Consider the following 17641-nt stretch of genomic DNA (forward strand, 5'->3'; position numbering starts at 1 on the left):
TCCTCACATCCGGAAGACGCCGAACTGGGGGTCACCCAGCGGGGCGTTCGCGCAGGCGGTCAGGGCGAGACCCAGCACCTGGCGGGTCTCCAGGGGGTCGATGACCCCGTCGTCCCACAGGCGGGCCGTCGCGTAGTAGGCATTCCCCTGATGGTCGTACTGCGCACGGATCGGGTCCTTGAAGGCATCCTCGTCCTCCGCGGGCCAGTTCTCGCCGCGGGACTCCAGCTGGTCCCGCTTGACGGTCGCGAGGACCGACGCGGCCTGTTCGCCGCCCATCACCGAGATCTTGGCGTTGGGCCACATCCACAGGAAGCGGGGCGAGTAGGCCCGGCCGCACATGGAGTAGTTGCCGGCGCCGTACGAGCCGCCGACCACCACCGTCAGTTTCGGCACGCGTGTGCAGGCCACGGCCGTGACCATCTTCGCGCCGTGCTTGGCGATGCCACCGGCCTCGTACGAACGCCCCACCATGAACCCGGAGATGTTCTGCAGGAACACCAGCGGGATGCCGCGCTGGTCGCACAGCTCGATGAAGTGGGCGCCCTTCTGGGCGGACTCGGAGAACAGGATGCCGTTGTTGGCGACGATGCCGACCGGGTGGCCGTGGATCCGGGCGAAGCCGGTGACCAGGGTCTGCCCGAACTCGGACTTGAACTCCGCGAAGCGCGAGCCGTCGACCACGCGCGCGATGACCTCGCGTACGTCATAGGGGGTGCGGGAGTCGACCGGGACGGCGCCGTAAAGGCCGTACGGGTCCACCTTCGGTTCCACGGCCGGCTCCACGGACCACGGGAGCGTCCCGCGCGCGGGGAGCGTGGCGACGATGTTCCGCACGATCCTGAGGGCGTGGGCGTCGTCCTCGGCGAGGTGGTCGGTGACGCCGGAGACCCGGGAGTGGACCTCGCCGCCGCCCAGCTCCTCGGCGGTGACGACCTCTCCGGTGGCGGCCTTCACCAGGGGCGGGCCGCCGAGGAAGATCGTGCCCTGGTTGCGGACGATCACGGCCTCGTCGCTCATCGCGGGCACATAGGCACCGCCGGCCGTGCAGGAGCCGAGGACGGCGGCGATCTGGGGGATGCCGGCGCCCGACATCCGGGCCTGGTTGTAGAAGATCCGCCCGAAGTGCTCGCGGTCGGGGAAGACCTCGTCCTGCATGGGCAGGAAGGCCCCGCCGGAGTCCACCAGATACAGACAGGGCAGCCGGTTCTCCAGGGCGACTTCCTGGGCGCGCAGATGCTTCTTCACCGTCATCGGGTAGTACGTGCCGCCCTTGACGGTCGCGTCGTTGGCGACGATCACGCACTCGCGCCCGCTGACCCGCCCGATCCCGGCGATCACACCGGCGGCCGGGGCCTGCCCTTCGTACAGCCCGTCGGCGGCGAGCGGGGCCAGCTCAAGGAAGGGCGAGCCCGGGTCGAGGAGGGTGTCCACACGGTCGCGCGGCAGCAGCTTGCCGCGCGCGGTGTGCCGGGCACGCGCCTTCTCACCCCCGCCGAGCCGAGCGGCGGCCAGCTTGCCGCGCAGCTCCCCGACGAGTGCGAGGTGCGCTTCCTCGTTGGCCCGCCAGGCCTCCGACGCGGGTTCTGCCGCGCTCGTCAGCTCCGGTGCCTCGTGCATCCTGCGGTCCCCTCACCCAGTGGTCGACTGTTAATGAGCGTTAACCATTTCCTTCAGGTTAACGACCGCTAACCTCCCTGTCTAGAATTGCTTCCATGGCCACCAGAACCGACGCCCCCACCCGGCGCGAGCAGATCCTCAAGGAGGCCGCGCGCCTCTTCGCCGAGCGCGGCTTCCACGGCGTCGGCGTGGACGAGATAGGGGCCGCCGTCGGCATCAGCGGCCCCGGCCTCTACCGGCACTTCGCGGGCAAGGACGCGATGCTGGCGGAGCTGCTGGTGGGGATCAGCGAGCAGCTGCTGCGGGGTGCGCGGCGGCGGCTGGCCGAGGCGGACGGCTCCTCGGCGGCGGACGTCCTCGACTCCCTGATCGAGGGCCATATCGACTTCGCCCTGGACGACCGCCCTCTCATCACCCTCCACGACCGCGAGCTGGACCGCCTGCGCGACAGCGACCGCAAGCTGGTCCGCCAGCTCCAGCGGCAGTACGTGGAGCTGTGGGTGGAGGTCGTCCGCGAGGTGTACCCGGCGCTGACGGAGCCCACGGCGCGGTCCGCCGTCCACTCGGTCTTCGGCCTCCTGAACTCGACCCCGCATCTGGGACGCCCGGGCGCGCTCCCGGGGCGCGGCGTCACGGCGGTACTGCTGCACCGGATGGCCCGGGGGGCGTTCGGGGCGGCGGGCGAGTGACGAGCGTTACGGAGGGGTTCCCCTGGACGCTCCTCCCTACCGGCCGGTACCTTTAAGGTCTGAGCAAGCGCTTAGGCAAGTGACCCTGGAGCCAGGTGGAGGTGGCGGCGGTGCGCCGTACGGTGTTCAACGAGGATCACGAGGCGTTCCGGGAGACCCTCCGGGCCTTCATCGAGGCCGAGGTCGTCCCCGTTTACGACGAGTGGTTCGCGGCCGGCCAGGCGCCGCGCGAGTTCTACTACAAGCTCGCCGAGCTGGGCCTCTTCGGCATCAACGTGCCGGAGGAGTTCGGCGGCGCCGGCATCGACTCGTACAAGTTCGAGGCCGTGATGTACGAGGAGACGGCCCGCGCGGGCGTCCACTTCGGCGGCTCCGGCGTGCACGTGCTGCTCGCCCTGCCCTACATCAAGATGCTCGCCACCGACGAGCAGAAGAAGCGCTACCTGCCGAAGTTCGTCTCCGCCGAGGAGATGTGGGCGCTGGCGATGACCGAGCCGGGCACCGGTTCCGACCTCGCGGGCATGAAGACCACCGCCAAGCTGAGCGAGGACGGCACGCACTACGTCCTCAACGGCGCCAAGACCTTCATCACCGGTGGCGTGCACGCCGACCGTGTGATCGTGGCCGCCCGCACCGCCGCCTCCACCGCCGAGGACCGCCGCCACGGCATCTCCCTCTTCGCCGTGGACACCAAGGCCGAGGGCTACTCGATCGGCCGCAAGCTCGACAAGCTGGGCCTGCGCACCTCCGACACCGCCGAGCTCGCGTTCGTCGACGTCAAGGTGCCCGTCGAGGACCTGCTCGGCGAGGAGAACAAGGGCTTCTACTACCTCGGCCACAACCTGGCGTCCGAGCGCTGGGGCATCGCCTTCGGCGCCTACGCGCAGGCCAAGGCCGCCGTCCGGTTCGCCCAGCAGTACGTCACGGACCGCACGGTCTTCGGCAAGCCGGTCGCCACCTTCCAGAACACCAAGTTCGAGCTGGCCGCCTGCAAGGCCGAGGTCGACGCCGCCGAGGCGGTCGCCGACCGTGCCACCGAGGCGCTGGACGCGGGCGAGCTGACCCCGGCCGAGGCCGCCTCCGCGAAGCTGTTCTGCACCGAGGTCGCGCACCGCGTGATCGACCGCTGCCTCCAGCTGCACGGCGGCTACGGCTTCATGAACGAGTACCCGATCGCCCGCCTGTACGCGGACAACCGCGTCAACCGGATCTACGGCGGCACGAACGAGATCATGAAGACGATCATCGCCAAGGACATGGGTCTGTAAGAACGCAGGACACGGGTCTGTAAGACCCCTGCAACTGCTGACCAGTAGAAATGACTGCATGAGTCAGGCACTACAGGGTCTCCTCGATCTGCTCGACCTGGAGCAGATCGAGGAGAACATCTTCCGCGGCCAGTCCCGGCCCGCCATCGTCCCGCGCGTCTTCGGCGGCCAGGTCGCGGCCCAGGCGCTCGTCGCCGCCGGGCGGACGGTCCCCGAGGACCGCCTCGCCCACTCCCTGCACGCGTACTTCCTGCGTCCCGGGGACCCGGGCGCGCCGATCGTCTACACGGTCGAGCGCATGAACGACGGCCGCTCCTTCACCGCCCGCCGCGTCGTCGCCGTCCAGCACGGCCAGCCGATCTTCGCGCTGTCGGCGTCCTTCCAGACGTACGAGGAGGGCTTCGACCACCAGGCCCCGATGCCGGCCGCCCCCGACCCCGCCACGCTCCCCACCTCCGCCGAGCGGCTGCGGGGATACGACCACATCGCCCCCGAGGTCGTCGAGAGGTTCATCGAGGCCCGCGAGGCGATCGACCTGCGCCATGTCGACGAGCCGCCGTACGGGAGGTTCGGCGAGCCGCGCGAGCCGCACTCGCAGGTCTGGTTCCGCACCAACGGCAAGCTCGCCGACGACCCCCTGCTGCACGTCGTCCTCGCCACCTACGTCTCCGACATGACCCTCCTCGACTCCATCCTGCTCGCGCACGGGCGCGGCGGCTGGGCGACCGGGGACGTCGTCGGGGCCTCCCTCGACCACGCGATGTGGTTCCACCGGCCCTTCCGCGCCGACGAATGGCTCCTGTACGACCAGGAGTCCCCGTCCGCGCACGGCGGCCGAGGCCTCGGCCAGGCGCGCATCTACACCCAGGACGGACAGCTCGCCATCTCGGTGATCCAGGAAGGCGTGGTCCGGGCACCTCGGCAACACTGAGGGGCATGACCGCAGCGGAAGCAGAGACAGCAGCGGGCGGCGGCGAGAGCACCTTCACGGTGATCGTGGCCGCCGTCGCCAACCTCGGGATCGCCCTCGCCAAGGCGGTCGCCGGTGTGATCAGCGGCTCCAGCGCGATGCTCTCCGAGGCCGCGCACTCGGTCGCCGACACCGTCACCGAGGTGCTGCTGCTCACCGCCCTGAAGCGCAGCGAGAAGCCCGCCGACGAGGAACACCCCCTCGGCTACGGCCCCGAGCGCTACATCTGGGCCATGCTGGCCGCCGTCGCCACCTTCGTCGGCGGCGCGGTCTTCTCCCTGTACGACGGCATCCACACCCTCGTCGAGGGCGAGGACCTCGGCGACCCGCTCGTCTCGTACATCGTCCTCGGCGTCGCCTTCCTTCTGGAGGGCTACTCGCTGCGCACGGGGCTGAAGCAGGCCCGCGGGGAGGCGGCCCGCTTCCGGACGCCGTTCAAGCGCTATCTGCGCCACACCCCGGACACCGCCGTGAAGGCCGTCGTCCTGGAGGACTCCGCCGCGCTGATCGGCCTCGTGCTCGCCGCGGGCGGGCTGCTCGGCGGCCAGCTCACCGGTTCGGGCGTGTGGGACGGGGTCGCCTCGCTGCTCATCGGGCTGTTGCTGCTGTGCGTGGCGTGGGTGCTCGGGCGGTCCAACGCCGAGCTGCTGATCGGCCGTCCGCTGCCGCGGTCCATGCGGGAGCGGATCAGGGCGGAGCTGCTGGCGGTGGAGCACATCGAGGCCGTCCTGGAGCTGACGACCCTGGTCCAGGGGCCGCGCGAGGCGCTGGTCGCCGCCAAGGTCGACTTCCGGGACGTGTCGACGGCGGCCCAGATCGAGTGGGCCTGTGAACAGGCCGAGCTCCGGCTGCGGGCGGAGTTCCCCGGCGTGACGAGGGTCTACCTGGACCCGACGCCGGGGCACGCGCAGCAGCGGACGGAGGGGCTGAACCCCTGGCCCTGAGGGACTCTAAGGGCGGGTCACTTCAGGCCCGCCTCCGCCAGCAGATACGCCGTCATCGGGTCGTAGTGGCGCGGGCTGACGACATGGTCGTCGAGGGGGACCGTCACCTGGACGGTGCCCTCCGCCTCGCCGAGGAAGAGGGCGGGGTCGTTGCAGTCGGCGTATCCGACGGAGTCGACGCCGTGCTGGGCGGCGTACCCGGCCCACCCGTGGTCGGCGACGACCAGGTCCGGCAGCGGGCGCCCTTCGCGCTCCATGCCCGTCAGGATGGCCTTCATCGGCTCGCCCGAGTGGGTGTGCCACAGCGAGGCGCCGTGCTCCAGCATCGCCACGTCGGCGAACTGCATGACGTACCCCTCGTCCGTCTGGAGCCCCTCCGGGATGACGACGATCTCGCAGCCGGCCGCCCGCAGCGCGGCGGCCGTGGAGTGGTGCACCTCCAGCAGGCCGCCCGGGTGACCGGTGGCGAACAGCACCCGCTGCTGTCCCTCCGCCGCCTTGCGCAGCCGCGCCGCCATGCGCTCCAGCCCGTCCACCGTCAGCTCGGGGTCGATGGTGTCCTGGCCGTACCGGTACTCGGGGTCGTCGTTGACACCCACCCGCTCCGCCATCACCGCGAGCACGTCCTGCTCGTCGCTCCAGCGGTCGCCGAGCTCCAGGCCGAGCCAGTAGTGGCGGTTGCCGTTGGCGAGCTGACGGTAGTGGGAGAGGTTGTTCTCTCGGGGCGTCGCGACGTCGCCCGCGATGCGGGTCCGTAGGAGGTGGTCGACGAGCTCGGCGCGGCTGGGAGTCCCGGGTATCGGCATGGGGTCCATTGTGAGGCAGGCGACTGTGCACATGCCGGGTGTCCCGGACGCTGGGACGCGGGTCACTCACGCAGGGCGAACCACAGCTCCATGCGTACGTCTGGGTCGTCGAGGTCGGCGTCGAGCAACCCCGCGCACTTGGCGACCCGCTGCCGCACGGTGTTGCGGTGCACGGCGAGCGCCACGGCCGTACGGTCCCAACTGCCGTGCAGGGACAGCCAGGTGCGCAGGGTGTCCAGCAGGGCGGGGGAGCCGGCGAGGGGCGCGAGGAGGGCACGGGCGTGCGCCTCGGCGGCGTCGGGTGCGACCAGGGCGGCCAGGCGGGCGCGGCTGTCGTGCCGGACGAGCGGGGCACGCGTGGCGCGGGCACGGGCCAGGGCGCGGGCGGCCTGGGTGTCGGCGACGGCCCAGTCACGGGGCTCGACGGCGGCGCTCACACCCAGGGCCCAGCCGGGCTGCGGGACGGCCGGCTCCCGCTCGGCCGGCACGAGGACGCGTACGACGTCCTTCGCGACGTCGACCAGCGGCGACCCGAGCGCGGCCCCGAGCGCGGAGGCCGCCACGGCGTCCGGCGTCTGCGCATCGGGACGGGCGTGCACCACGACCCACCGCCCGGCCCCCAGCAGCACCGCCACCTCCTCAGGCCGGCCGCCCAGCAGCAGCCGTACCAGCGCCGAGGAACGGGCCGCTCCCGAGCCGCTCTGGTGCTCGCCGGTGAGAAGGGAGAGCAGGACGGCGGCGACGGAGGCGATGGTGTGGTCGCCGGGCTCGCGGGCGGGGGCGGCCACCCCGAGGACGAAGCCCTGACCGGCGCCGAGGGCGTAGGCGGCGAGGTGGGTGCCGGCGGTGCTGTGGGTGGCGGAGGTGGGGGTGCCGGGACCGGAGGGGCGTACGACCTGGGCGAGGTCGGCCAGCGCGAGCCGGGCGGCGTCCTCCACGCCCCGCCCCGCCGCCGCGATCTCCGTCCCCTCGGGCCCGTACAGCACCGCCCGTCCCCCCACCCGCTGGGCCAGTTGGCGCAGGACGGACGGCACCGGGTCCGGGCGGGACGCGGCCGCGGCGAGGCGCTGCTGGGCCTCCGTCACACGGCGGAGTTCGGCGAGGCGGGCCTGGGCCATGAGCTGCCAGACCGCGCGGGCCACGCCGGAGAAGGTGGTCTGGGGCGGGACCTCGATCAGGGGGAGTTCGTAGGCGTCGCAGGCCGCCACCAGGGCGCGCGGCACCGTGTCGTGCACCGGGGCGACGCCGAAGCCGAGAGCCGCTCCGCCCGCCGCCACGATCCGGGCGACGTAGTCGTCGAAGTACGCCCCCGACCCGGCCGCCTCCGGCACATGCACGCCCGCGGTCAGCAGCAGCTCGCCGCCCAGCAGATACGGGTACGGGTCGGCCATCTCCGAGGTGTGCGCCCAGTGGATGACGGCTGCCGGGTCCACGGGGCCGGCGATCTGCCGCAGCGCGAGGTCCTCGCGGGCCAGGAGCGCGGCCAGCGGGACGGGTGGGGTGGGCGGGACGGCCGGGTCCGGCATGATGTGCGTTTCCTTCACTCCGAACGGCCTCGATGGATGAAACGTACACTTCGCAGCCGCTTTCCGGCCACCTAGTGTCGGTGCTCGTCACCCGCCGGCGAGACCCGAGCGAAGGAGGGCCCTGTGGCCGTCGACTACACAGTGATCGTTGTCTATCTGCTCGGCATGCTGGCCGTGGGCTGGTGGGGCATGCGCCGCGCCAGGTCCAAGAGCGAGTTCCTGGTCGCGGGCCGCCGCCTCGGGCCCGCGATGTACTCCGGCACCATGGCCGCCATCGTCCTCGGCGGCGCCTCCACCATCGGTGGCGTCGGCCTCGGCTACCAGTACGGCCTCTCCGGCGCCTGGATGGTCTTCACCATCGGCCTCGGACTGCTGGCGCTGAGCGTCTTCTTCTCCGCCCGCATCGCCCGCCTCAAGGTCTACACCGTCTCCGAGATGCTGGATCTCCGGTACGGCGGCCGGGCCGGAGTCATCTCCGGCCTCGTCATGTGGGCGTACACCCTCATGCTCGCGGTCACCTCCACCATCGCCTACGCCACGATCTTCGACGTCCTCTTCGACATGAACCGGACCGTCGCGATCGTCCTCGGCGGCTCGATCGTCGTCGCGTACTCGACGCTCGGCGGCATGTGGTCGATCACCCTGACGGACATGGTGCAGTTCGTCGTCAAGACGATCGGCGTGCTGCTCCTGCTGCTCCCCATCGCGGTCGTCAAGGCGGGCGGCTTCGGCGAGATGAAGGCCAAGCTGCCGACCTCGTACTTCGACCCGCTGGGCATCGGCGGCGAGACGATCTTCACGTACGTGCTGATCTATACGTTCGGCATGCTCATCGGTCAGGACATCTGGCAGCGCGTCTTCACCGCCCGCAGCGACACGACCGCCAAGTGGGGCGGCACGGTCGCGGGTACGTACTGCCTGGTCTACGCCCTCGCCGGCGCCGTCATCGGCACGGCTGCCAAGGTCCTCTACCCCAACCTGGCCAATGCGGACGACGCCTTCGCCACCATCGTCAAGGACGAACTCCCGGTCGGCGTACGGGGCCTGGTGCTGGCCGCCGCGCTCGCCGCCGTGATGTCGACGTCCTCCGGAGCGCTGATCGCCTGTGCGACGGTCGCCAACAACGACATCTGGTCGCGGCTGCGCGGAAAGGTCACGGGCGGCGAGCGGGACGAGGTGGCGGGCAACCGCGCCTTCATCCTCATCATGGGCGTCGGCGTCATCGGCACGGCCATCGCCCTCAACAACGTCGTCGAGGCGCTGACCGTGGCGTACAACCTGCTCGTCGGCGGCCTCCTCGTGCCGATCCTCGGCGGTCTGCTGTGGAAGCGCGGCACGGTGTACGGCGCCCTCGCGTCCGTGATCGTCGGCGGCCTCGCGGTCATCGGCCTGATGGCGGGCTACGGCATCCTCGCCAACGAACCCGTCTACTACGGCCTGCTGTCGTCCCTCGCCGCCTACGTGGTCGTGTCCCTGGCCACCCCGGCGACCGACGAGGCGGTCCTCACCGCCTGGCGCGAGCGGCTGGCCGGCCGTGGCGCTCCCGAACTCGTGTCCGAACCGGTCCCGGCTCCCCAGTAGAGTCGAGTGCGTATTCCGCACATACGTGATGAAGCGTAGGAAAGAAGGCATTACCTCATGAGCAGCAACGAGACGCCCCGCGGCCCCGTCGACTCCTCCCGCATCCCGCGGTACGCCGGCCCCGCGACCTTCGCCCGGCTGCCCCGCCTCGACGAGGTCGGCCGCGCCGACGTCGCCGTCGTGGGCGTGCCGTTCGACTCGGGCGTCTCGTACCGGCCGGGCGCCCGCTTCGGCGGCAACGCGATCCGCGAGGCGTCCCGGCTGCTGCGCCCCTACAACCCCGCGCAGGACGCGTCCCCGTTCGCCCTCGCCCAGGTCGCGGACGGCGGGGACATCGCGGTGAACCCGTTCAACATCAACGAGGCCGTGGAGACGATCGAGGCCGCGGCCGACGACCTGCTGGGGACGGGCGCGCGGCTGATGACCCTCGGCGGCGACCACACCATCGCCCTGCCGCTGCTGCGCTCGGTCGCCAAGAAGCACGGCCCGGTCGCCCTGCTCCACTTCGACGCCCACCTCGACACCTGGGACACCTACTTCGGCGCCGAGTACACGCACGGCACGCCGTTCCGGCGGGCGGTGGAGGAGGGCATCCTCGACACCTCCGCGCTCTCCCACGTCGGCACGCGCGGGCCCCTGTACGGCAAGCAGGACCTCACTGACGACGAGAAGCTTGGCTTCGGCATCGTGACGTCGGCGGACGTCTACCGCCGCGGCGCGGACGAGGTCGCCGACCAGCTCCGCGGGCGCATCGGCGACCGCCCCCTCTACATCTCCATCGACATCGACTGCCTGGACCCGGCTCACGCCCCCGGCACGGGCACGCCCGAGGCGGGCGGCATGACCTCGCGCGAGCTGCTGGAGATCCTGCGTGGCCTGGCCTCCTGCAACCTGGTCTCGGCGGACGTCGTCGAGGTGGCCCCCGCGTACGATCACGCGGAGATCACGTCGGTGGCCGCGTCCCACACGGCGTACGAACTGACCACGATCATGTCCCGCCAGATCGCCCAGGAGAAGGCAGCGAAGTGACCCACGACCACGACCTGGTGCTCCGCCCGACGGAAGCGCAGACCGCCGCCGCCCTGAACCCGCCCGCCGGCCGGAACGGCGGAGACCTGGTCGTGGAGACGCTGGCCGCGCTCGGCACGACGACGGTCTTCGGCCTGCCGGGCCAGCACGCGCTCGGCATGTTCGACGCACTGCGGCGCAGCGATCTGCGCTATGTGGGCCTGCGGGTGGAGAACAACGCCGGGTTCGCGGCGGACGCGTACGGCCGTGTCACGGGCGAGGCGGCCCCGCTGCTCCTCTCGACGGGTCCGGGCGCGCTGACGTCCCTGGCCGCGCTTCAGGAGGCGGCGGCGGCGTCGGCCCCCGTCCTGGCGATCAGCAGCCAGATCCCTTCCGCCGGTCTGGGCGGCGGCCGCCACGGTTATTTGCACGAACTCCCGGACCAGTCCGCCTCCTTCCGCGGCGTGGTCAAGTCGGTCCACCCCGTCCGCACCCAGTCCCAGATCCCGTCCGCGATCGAGGCGGCCTGGAAGTCGGCGCTGACCGCCCCGCACGGCCCGGTGTGGGTGGAGATCCCGCAGGACGTGCTGCTGGCTCCCACGCGGATCCCCGTGGTGACGGGCGGCGACGCGTTCCCGGAGGAGCTCCCGCCGCGGGTGGAACTGACGGCGCTGGCGGCGGACTTGCTCGCGAAGGCGGCCCGCCCGGCGATCGTCGCGGGCGGCGGAGTCGTACGCTCCGACGCCTCACGCAAGCTCCGCCAGCTGGCGGAGCTGCTCCAGGCCCCGGTGGTGACGACGCCGGGCGGCAAGGGGGCGTTCCCCTGGAACCACCCCCTGTCCCTCCAGTCCTGGATCGAGGACCGGTACGTCACGGACTTCCTGGAGGAGGCGGACGTACTGCTGGTGGTGGGTTCGGGACTGGGTGAACTGTCCTCCAACTACCACACGTTCAAGCCCCGGGGCCGGGTCATCCAGATCGAGGCGGACCTCGGCAAACTGGAGTCGAACCACCCGGCTTTGGGCATCCACGCGGACGCGCGACTGGCGTTGCAGGCGCTGCTGGAGACGGTGGGGCAGGAGCGGGAGGACGCCTACGCGGCGGAGCGGGTGCGGGAGGTGCTGGCCCGGGTGGCCGACCGCATCGCCGCCCAGGAACTCACCCTGGAACAGGACGTGTTGGCGTCGGTGCGCAAGGCGCTCCCCGCCGATTCCCCGTCCTTCTGGGACATGACGATCCTCGCGTACTGGGCCTGGTCCGCCTTCGACGCCAAGGGCCCCAACCTCCTTCACTCCGCGCAGGGCGCCGGCGGCCTCGGCTACGGCTTCCCGGCGGCGCTGGGCGCGGCGGTGGCCGACGGTTCGCGTCCGGTGCTGGCGGTGTCGGGGGACGGGGGTGCGCTGTACTCGATCGCGGAGTTGGCCACCGCCCGCCAGTACGACCTGAACGTGACGTGGCTGATCGTCGACGACGGCGGCTACGGCATCCTGCGCGAGTACATGACGGACGCGTTCGGCGAGGCGACGGCGACGGAACTGACGCGGCCGGACTATGTGGCCCTCGCCGAGTCCTTCGGGGTACCGGGGGTGCGGACGACGCCGGAGACGCTGGCGGCGGACCTGGCGAAGGCGCTGGCCGCGCCGGGGCCTTCGGTGGTCGTGCTGCCGGCGGTGCTGCGGATGTTCGCGGCTACGCATCTGGACTGACGGGCCGTGTTCGTGTGTCTTGTGCCGCTGCCCCTGGTGATCCGGTTCACGGTGTCGTACCCGAGGTCTTGACCCTCAGGTAGTAGAACCGCGTCGTCTGTACCGCGTTCTGGTTGTCGTCGCTGACGAGCAGGACCTTCCAGGCGCCCTTGGCGTGGCCCGTGATCGTCATGCCCTCGATGTTGTCGAGGAGCGGGTTCGGCTGGGGCTGCTTGGCGGTGGCGCCGAGGGTGGGGCAGGTGGCGATGTCCGTGAGGAGGGTCTTGCGCAGCGGGCGTATGCCGTCCTGGCCGGTGAGGTACTCCACCCCGCTGGTGTCCGTGGCGTGGCGCGGGTCGGCCAGGTAGAGGCGGACCGTGTTGCCGACGCCGGACGTGAAGCCGCGCTCCAGGACGAGGAGGCGGCCGTCGGGGAGGGACTGGACCTCCGGGACGCCGAGGCCGGGGTCGGGCTGGTAGGCGTACTGGGCGGCGAGCCCGAGGCCGCCGCCCCTTGCGCGGTCCCACGTCTGGAAGCGGACCGCGCCCGAGGTGTCACCGGACAGGGCGTACTCCATCGATGCCAGCAGTCCTCCGCGGAACCGCGTCAGGCCCTCGAACGTGCCGTTGGAGACCGCCCGCCCCGCCGGTGCCACCCGCAGCGCGTCCGGCACCGGCAGGCGGTCGAGGATCCGGCCGTCCGCGCTGTACCGGCGTAGGGACGGCTCTGTCTCCGACGTCACCAGCCGTGTGCCGTCCCGGTCGATGACCAGGCCCTCGGAGTCGAGGGCGGCCCCCTTCTCGTCGGACAGCGTCACCATGCCTCGCGGGGCGAGCGTCCTCGCGTCCAGGGAGAACAGCGAGGAACGGTCGGAGAGCGCCGCGAGCGAGCCGTCCCGGTCCACCGCCAGCGCGGAGAAGTTGCCGACGAAGGTCCCGTCGTACGACGTCTTGTCGAGCGCGTCGGAGAAGCGCTCGATCGAGACGGCGGGTGAACAGGCCTCCACCGAGGGGGTGTCGGCGGCTGCGGGGCCCCCGGCGGACAGGCCGGTGGCGGCCGCCGCCAGGCCGGCGGTGACGGTCGCGAGTACGGTTCTCAGGCGCATGGGCGCCACCGTAGGAGGCGTGGGTGACGAACGGGAGACCTGCGGGCGTCAACTGGCGGCGAGATCCTTGTGGATCACCTTCGCCACGCCCTGGATGGTCGTGATGCCGTAGTTCATGGTGCTGTTGCCGTGCGTGAGCACCGTGATCATGTAGTCGTGGCCGCCGCCCTTGAAGGTGCCGACGCTGTGGACGCGCCAGCCGTGCGTGGAGCGTTGCAGCCAGCCGTTCTTGACGTGCACGAGGACGCCGGACGGGGCGCCGTAGGGAGTGCCCCAGCGCTGCGAGGAGATGACCTGGCCCATCAACTTCCGGATGTACGTACGGGAGTTGTCGCTCAGGACGGTGTTCGACGCGGTGATCAGCTTGAGCAGCTTCTGCTCGTCGGTGACGGTGATCTGGGTCAGGCCCCAGTAGCCGTCGGCGCCGGGCTTGGTCTGGGTCATGCCGGCCGCGGTGAGGAAGCCCTTGATCTTCGTCAGGCCCAACTGCTTCCACAGGGTGCTGGTCGCGGCGTTGTCCGACTTGGTGATCATGGCCTTGGCGAGGGTCGTCTCGCGGTCGGTGAGATACCGGTCGTGCTTCTTCGCGTCCCACAGCAGCGTGGCGAGGACGGTGACCTTGACGACGCTCGCGGAGTCGTAGGCCGTCGAAGGGCGCAGTGTGCAGGTCGTCTTGGTGCTGCGGTCGTAGAGGCCGACGGCGATCGTGCCCTTGCGGTTGGCGAGGGCCGAGGTGATGTCCCGCTTCAACTTGTCGGCGAGGCCGGCCTTCGCGGACGTACAGCTGACGGTCGGTGTCGTGGCGGCGGTGGCGGGTGTGGCGGCGGCCACGCACGCCACGAGCGCCGCCCCTGCCACCCATCTGGCGCGTGTGGATACGGATATGCCGTGAGTCATGCCCTCTTGACTCACGGACGGGAGTGAAAGGTTGCATGCGTGTTCGATAAGAATCCGGCGAAGGGCCGCCCCTTGAGCCGGCTATGGGGGAGGCATTGCCCGCCCCTTGGTCAATTCACAGGCAGCGGCCAGGTACGGCACAGCGCACGCCCACCCCGGGTCCGCACCATGCTCGGGTGACATCTGCCACCGATCCACACCCCCACACCGAGTCCGAGGCCGCGGCCGTCTCTCCCGACTGGCCGCCGCCGGCACCACCCACGCAGACGCCGGACAAGGCGCCGCGCTGGTCGCTGCCCGCGCTGCTCGCGATCCTGGTCCTGGCGGGCCTTCTGTACGCCTGGAACCTGTCCGGGAGCAGCCTGAACAGTTTCTACAGCGCGGCGATCTACAGCGGCACGCAGAGCTGGAAGGCGTGGTTCTTCGGCTCGCTGGACGCGGGCAACTTCCTCACCGTCGACAAGCCACCCTTCGCGCTGATGATCATGGGGCTGTCCTGCCGGGTCCTCGGCTTCGGCACCTGGCAGATGATGGCGCCCGAGATCGCGGCCGCGCTCGGCACGATCTGGATCCTGCACTCCTCCGTCAAGCGGCACTTCGGGCATGTGGCGGCCACCATCGCCGCGCTGGTCCTCGCGCTCACCCCGATCACCGTCGCGATCAACCGCGACAACAACCCGGACACCATCCTCGTCCTGCTGATGGTCGGTGGCGCGGCCCTGGCGCTGCGCGCGGTGCGCACCGACAGGCTGCTGCCGCTCATCGGCTCGGCGGTCCTGTTCGGGCTGGCCTTCAACACCAAGATGCTCCAGGGCTACATCGCCCTGCCCGCCGTCTTCGCCGTGTACGTGTACGCCTCGAAGCTCGGCTGGAAGAGGAAGGCCGTCAACCTGGCCCTGGCCGCGGTCGCGCTGGCCGTCGCCAGCTTCTGGTGGGCCACCGCCGTCTCCCTGGTCCCGGCCGACGACCGGCCCTACATCGGCGGTTCGACCGACGGCTCCGCGTGGGACCTCATCATGGGCTACAACGGCCTGGGCCGGGTCCTCGGCGGCGAGGGCAACGGCGGGGGCGGCGGAGGCGGCGGGGGCGGCACCTTCGCCGGCACCGCGGGCATCGGACGCATGTTCAACGACGTCCTCGGCGGCCAGATCTCCTGGCTGATCCCCTTCGCCCTCCTCGCGCTCGTCGCCGGCCTGGTGCGGTGCGGCCGGGCCCCGCGCACCGACCTGACGCGGGCCGCGCTCGTCCTGTGGGGCGGCTGGCTGGTGCTGCACTACCTGACCTTCGCGATGGCCGAGGGCACCATGCACCCGTACTACACGACCGCGCTCGCCCCCGGCATCGCGGCGCTGTGCGGTGGCGGTGGTGTGCTGCTGTGGCGCGCCTTCCGCGCCGGTGACGCCCGCTGGTCGTGGGTGCTGCCCGTGGGCCTGGTGGTCACCGGGGTCTGGGCGATCGTGCTGCTGCGCCGGGCCACCGGCTGGAACACCTGGTTGTGGCCGGTCGTCGGCGTGGTCATGACGCTCGCGGTCGTGGGCCTGTTCGTGTTCCGTACGGCGGGTTCCGGGACCAGGGCACGGCTGCTGGCCGCGTCCGTGGCCGCGGCGGTCGTGGCGGGCCTCGCCGGCCCCACGGCGTACGCCGCCTCGCCGGCCTTCGCCTCGGCCACCGGCGGCATGGGCGGCACCAACCCCACCGCGGGCCCCTCGACCGGCAACGGCATGGGCGGTCCCGGCGGCGGTGGCGGCCGGGGCGGCTTCGGCGGCGGCGACGGAGGTGGCCCGGGGGGTGGTCGGCAGGACGGCACCCAGCAGGGCGGCCAGGAGGCAGGGGAGTTCCCCGGCGGTGGCGGTCAGACGCAGCCCGGCGGCGGCGACGGCGAGCTTCCCCAGGGCGGCGGCGCACCCGGCGGCACGAACGGGGAGCTCCCGGGCGGCGGTACGGCCCCCGGCGGCAACGGCGGTACGGGCGGCGCGCCCAGCGGCGGCTTCGGCGGTGGTGGCGGTGGCGGCATGGGCGGCAGCGTCGACAGTGAGCTGGTCGCGTACCTGGAGAAGCATCAGGACGGCGCCAAGTGGCTGCTCGCGGTCTCCAACTCGCAGAGCGCCGGCCAGCTGATCCTCAGCACCCACAAGCCCGTCATCTCCATGTGGGGCTTCACCGGCTCCGACAAGGCGATGACCCTGGCCAGGCTCAAGGAGCTGGTGAAGAAGGGCGAGCTGCACTACATCCAGCTCGGCGGTGGCGGCATGGGCGGCAACAGCAGCCTCAACCAGGAGATCACCAGCTGGGTGCAGAAGAACGGCACGGCGGTGAAGGCGAGCGACTACAGCACGAGCGGTTCCTCGTCGAGCAGCACCTCGACGATCTACCGCTTGGACGCCTCCGACGTCGACTGACGATCACTCAACGGCCCCCGACCCTTCGGTCGGGGGCCGTTTTGTCATGTCAACTCGCGTAGACAACGCCCGAATTGCCGTTTCGGGTCACCCAATGGACACGCGGATTCCATTTACACGGCTGCATGTCCATGCCACTCTCTCGCTTGCCGCCTCCATTCAACCCGCGTAGATGGGACCCCCGCTTATGCTGGCGACACGCATACGCCGCTGGAAGACAGTGGCTCTGACGACCGCCGCGGTCATGGCCGGACTCACCGCTCCGGTGGTGACCGCGAGCCCGGCCGCCGCCACGACGACCGCGTACGACTCGACGTACTACAAGAACGCGATCGGCAAGACGGGCACGAGCCTGAAGTCGTCCCTGCACACGATCATCAGCAGCCAGTCGAAGATCTCGTACTCCGCGGTGTGGGACGCGCTCAAGGTCACCGACCAGGACCCGAACAACACCAGCAACGTGCTGCTGCTGTACAGCGGCGTGTCCCGCAGCAAGTCCCTCAACGGCGGTGACGTCGGCGACTGGAACCGTGAGCACACCTGGGCCAAGTCGCACGGCGACTTCGGCGAGGTCACCGGTCCGGGCACCGACCTGCACCATCTGCGCGCCTGCGACGTCCAGGTCAACAGCACCCGCGGCAACCTGGACTTCGACAACGGCGGCAGCGCGGTCACCAACGGCGGCGGCTCCACCGTCGACTCCGACTCCTTCGCGCCGCGCGCCGCGGACCGGGGCGACGTGGCCCGCATGATCCTCTACATGGCCGTGCGCTACGAGGGTGACGACGGCTTCGCCGACCTGGAGCCGAACGAGAAGGTCGGCAACGGCTCCAACCCGTACATGGGCAAGCTCTCCGTCCTCAAGGCGTGGAACGAGGCGGACCCGCCGAGCGCCTTCGAGGAGCGCCGCAACCAGGTCATCTACGACACCTACCAGCACAACCGCAACCCGTTCATCGACCACCCGGAGTGGGTCGAGGCGATCTGGTAGAACCCGGCACACAGCGCCCCACCGAACCCCCCGTGCCGTGCGCCGGGGGGTTCGGTCGTTCACGCACGGTGACCGGGCCGCCCGAATTGTTGCAGCGGGATGAAATCCCCGCCCCTCCGTGTTGTGCCCTTCCGGCACACCAGCAGAGCGGA

General features: G+C 71.1%; 14 protein-coding genes. 9 read left to right on the forward strand and 5 right to left on the reverse strand.

Annotated features, from left to right (window positions below; translation table 11 throughout):
* Positions 1–3: 3 nt before the first annotated feature.
* Positions 4–1620, reverse strand: a complete 1617-nt coding sequence (locus ACIHIX_RS30990) for a carboxyl transferase domain-containing protein (RefSeq protein WP_399961887.1) — start codon at positions 1618–1620, stop codon at positions 4–6.
* Positions 1621–1715: 95 nt separating this feature from the next.
* Here ACIHIX_RS30990 and ACIHIX_RS30995 point away from each other — a divergent pair, with 95 nt between their 5' ends.
* The 4 genes from ACIHIX_RS30995 to ACIHIX_RS31010 all read left to right on the forward strand — a co-directional run bounded on the left by ACIHIX_RS30995 (position 1716) and on the right by ACIHIX_RS31010 (position 5491).
* Entirely contained in the window at positions 1716–2309 is a 594-nt protein-coding gene (locus ACIHIX_RS30995) for a TetR/AcrR family transcriptional regulator (RefSeq protein WP_399961889.1), read from the forward strand.
* A gap of 110 nt (positions 2310–2419) precedes the next feature.
* Positions 2420–3577 (forward strand): acyl-CoA dehydrogenase family protein, encoded by a 1158-nt coding sequence (locus ACIHIX_RS31000; RefSeq protein WP_194075874.1) that lies wholly within the window; start codon positions 2420–2422, stop codon positions 3575–3577.
* A gap of 58 nt (positions 3578–3635) precedes the next feature.
* The gene (locus ACIHIX_RS31005; RefSeq protein WP_399961891.1) at positions 3636–4508 is read left to right on the forward strand and encodes an acyl-CoA thioesterase; all 873 of its coding nucleotides are present in this window, start codon (positions 3636–3638) and stop codon (positions 4506–4508) included.
* A 5-nt stretch (positions 4509–4513) separates the two neighbouring features.
* Positions 4514–5491, forward strand: coding sequence for a cation diffusion facilitator family transporter (locus ACIHIX_RS31010; RefSeq protein WP_399961893.1), 978 nt, complete (start codon positions 4514–4516; stop codon positions 5489–5491).
* Between the two features lie 17 nt (positions 5492–5508).
* Here ACIHIX_RS31010 and ACIHIX_RS31015 read toward each other — a convergent pair whose 3' ends face one another.
* Both ACIHIX_RS31015 and ACIHIX_RS31020 read right to left on the reverse strand, forming a co-directional pair.
* Positions 5509–6297, reverse strand: coding sequence for a phosphatase (locus ACIHIX_RS31015; protein WP_399961895.1), 789 nt, complete (start codon positions 6295–6297; stop codon positions 5509–5511).
* Between the two features lie 62 nt (positions 6298–6359).
* Positions 6360–7823 (reverse strand): PucR family transcriptional regulator ligand-binding domain-containing protein, encoded by a 1464-nt coding sequence (locus ACIHIX_RS31020; protein WP_399961897.1) that lies wholly within the window; start codon positions 7821–7823, stop codon positions 6360–6362.
* A 123-nt stretch (positions 7824–7946) separates the two neighbouring features.
* On the opposite strand from ACIHIX_RS31020, the gene ACIHIX_RS31025 reads away from it, so the two are divergent.
* Genes ACIHIX_RS31025 through ACIHIX_RS31035 form a run of 3 tightly spaced genes read left to right on the forward strand, consistent with a single transcriptional unit; the run spans position 7947 to position 12118 of the window.
* Positions 7947–9404, forward strand: a complete 1458-nt coding sequence (locus tag ACIHIX_RS31025) for a sodium:solute symporter (RefSeq protein WP_399961899.1) — start codon at positions 7947–7949, stop codon at positions 9402–9404.
* A 57-nt stretch (positions 9405–9461) separates the two neighbouring features.
* The gene (gene speB / locus ACIHIX_RS31030) at positions 9462–10433 is read left to right on the forward strand and encodes an agmatinase (RefSeq protein ID WP_399961901.1); all 972 of its coding nucleotides are present in this window, start codon (positions 9462–9464) and stop codon (positions 10431–10433) included.
* The gene (locus tag ACIHIX_RS31035) at positions 10430–12118 is read left to right on the forward strand and encodes a thiamine pyrophosphate-binding protein (protein WP_399961903.1); all 1689 of its coding nucleotides are present in this window, start codon (positions 10430–10432) and stop codon (positions 12116–12118) included. Before speB ends, ACIHIX_RS31035 begins: the two co-directional genes overlap by 4 nt.
* 46 nt (positions 12119–12164) lie before the next feature.
* On the opposite strand, the gene ACIHIX_RS31040 is transcribed toward ACIHIX_RS31035, so the two are convergent.
* Both ACIHIX_RS31040 and ACIHIX_RS31045 read right to left on the reverse strand, forming a co-directional pair.
* Entirely contained in the window at positions 12165–13202 is a 1038-nt protein-coding gene (locus ACIHIX_RS31040) for an esterase-like activity of phytase family protein (RefSeq protein WP_399961905.1), read from the reverse strand.
* 48 nt (positions 13203–13250) lie between these two features.
* The gene (locus ACIHIX_RS31045; protein WP_399961907.1) at positions 13251–14099 is read right to left on the reverse strand and encodes a serine hydrolase; all 849 of its coding nucleotides are present in this window, start codon (positions 14097–14099) and stop codon (positions 13251–13253) included.
* Positions 14100–14275: 176 nt separating this feature from the next.
* Between ACIHIX_RS31045 and ACIHIX_RS31050 the strand changes: the two genes are divergently transcribed.
* Together ACIHIX_RS31050 and ACIHIX_RS31055 are read left to right on the forward strand one after the other, a co-directional pair.
* Entirely contained in the window at positions 14276–16498 is a 2223-nt protein-coding gene (locus ACIHIX_RS31050; protein ID WP_399961909.1) for a glycosyltransferase family 39 protein, read from the forward strand.
* A 187-nt stretch (positions 16499–16685) separates the two neighbouring features.
* Positions 16686–17489 carry an endonuclease I family protein gene (locus ACIHIX_RS31055; protein ID WP_399961995.1) on the forward strand — a complete coding sequence of 268 codons (804 nt, stop codon included), beginning with the start codon at positions 16686–16688 and terminating at the stop codon, positions 17487–17489.
* Positions 17490–17641: the final 152 nt, after the last annotated feature.

Source organism: Streptomyces sp. NPDC051913, from assembly GCF_044593635.1.
Classification (GTDB): Bacteria; Actinomycetota; Actinomycetes; order Streptomycetales; family Streptomycetaceae; genus Streptomyces.

Bases quoted from the DNA above. Each gene is read 5' to 3' on its own strand.
- ACIHIX_RS31040 (WP_399961905.1), bottom strand. From the start codon at position 13,202: ATGCGCCTGAGAACCGTACTCGCGACCGTCACCGCCGGCCTGGCGGCG.
- ACIHIX_RS31020 (WP_399961897.1), bottom strand. From the start codon at position 7,823: ATGCCGGACCCGGCCGTCCCGCCCACCCCACCCGTCCCGCTGGCCGCG.
- speB (WP_399961901.1), top strand. From the start codon at position 9,462: ATGAGCAGCAACGAGACGCCCCGCGGCCCCGTCGACTCCTCCCGCATC.
- ACIHIX_RS31015 (WP_399961895.1), bottom strand. From the start codon at position 6,297: ATGCCGATACCCGGGACTCCCAGCCGCGCCGAGCTCGTCGACCACCTC.
- ACIHIX_RS30995 (WP_399961889.1), top strand. From the start codon at position 1,716: ATGGCCACCAGAACCGACGCCCCCACCCGGCGCGAGCAGATCCTCAAG.
- ACIHIX_RS31045 (WP_399961907.1), bottom strand. From the start codon at position 14,099: ATGACTCACGGCATATCCGTATCCACACGCGCCAGATGGGTGGCAGGG.
- ACIHIX_RS30990 (WP_399961887.1), bottom strand. From the start codon at position 1,620: ATGCACGAGGCACCGGAGCTGACGAGCGCGGCAGAACCCGCGTCGGAG.
- ACIHIX_RS31010 (WP_399961893.1), top strand. From the start codon at position 4,514: ATGACCGCAGCGGAAGCAGAGACAGCAGCGGGCGGCGGCGAGAGCACC.
- ACIHIX_RS31005 (WP_399961891.1), top strand. From the start codon at position 3,636: ATGAGTCAGGCACTACAGGGTCTCCTCGATCTGCTCGACCTGGAGCAG.
- ACIHIX_RS31055 (WP_399961995.1), top strand. From the start codon at position 16,686: ATGCTGGCGACACGCATACGCCGCTGGAAGACAGTGGCTCTGACGACC.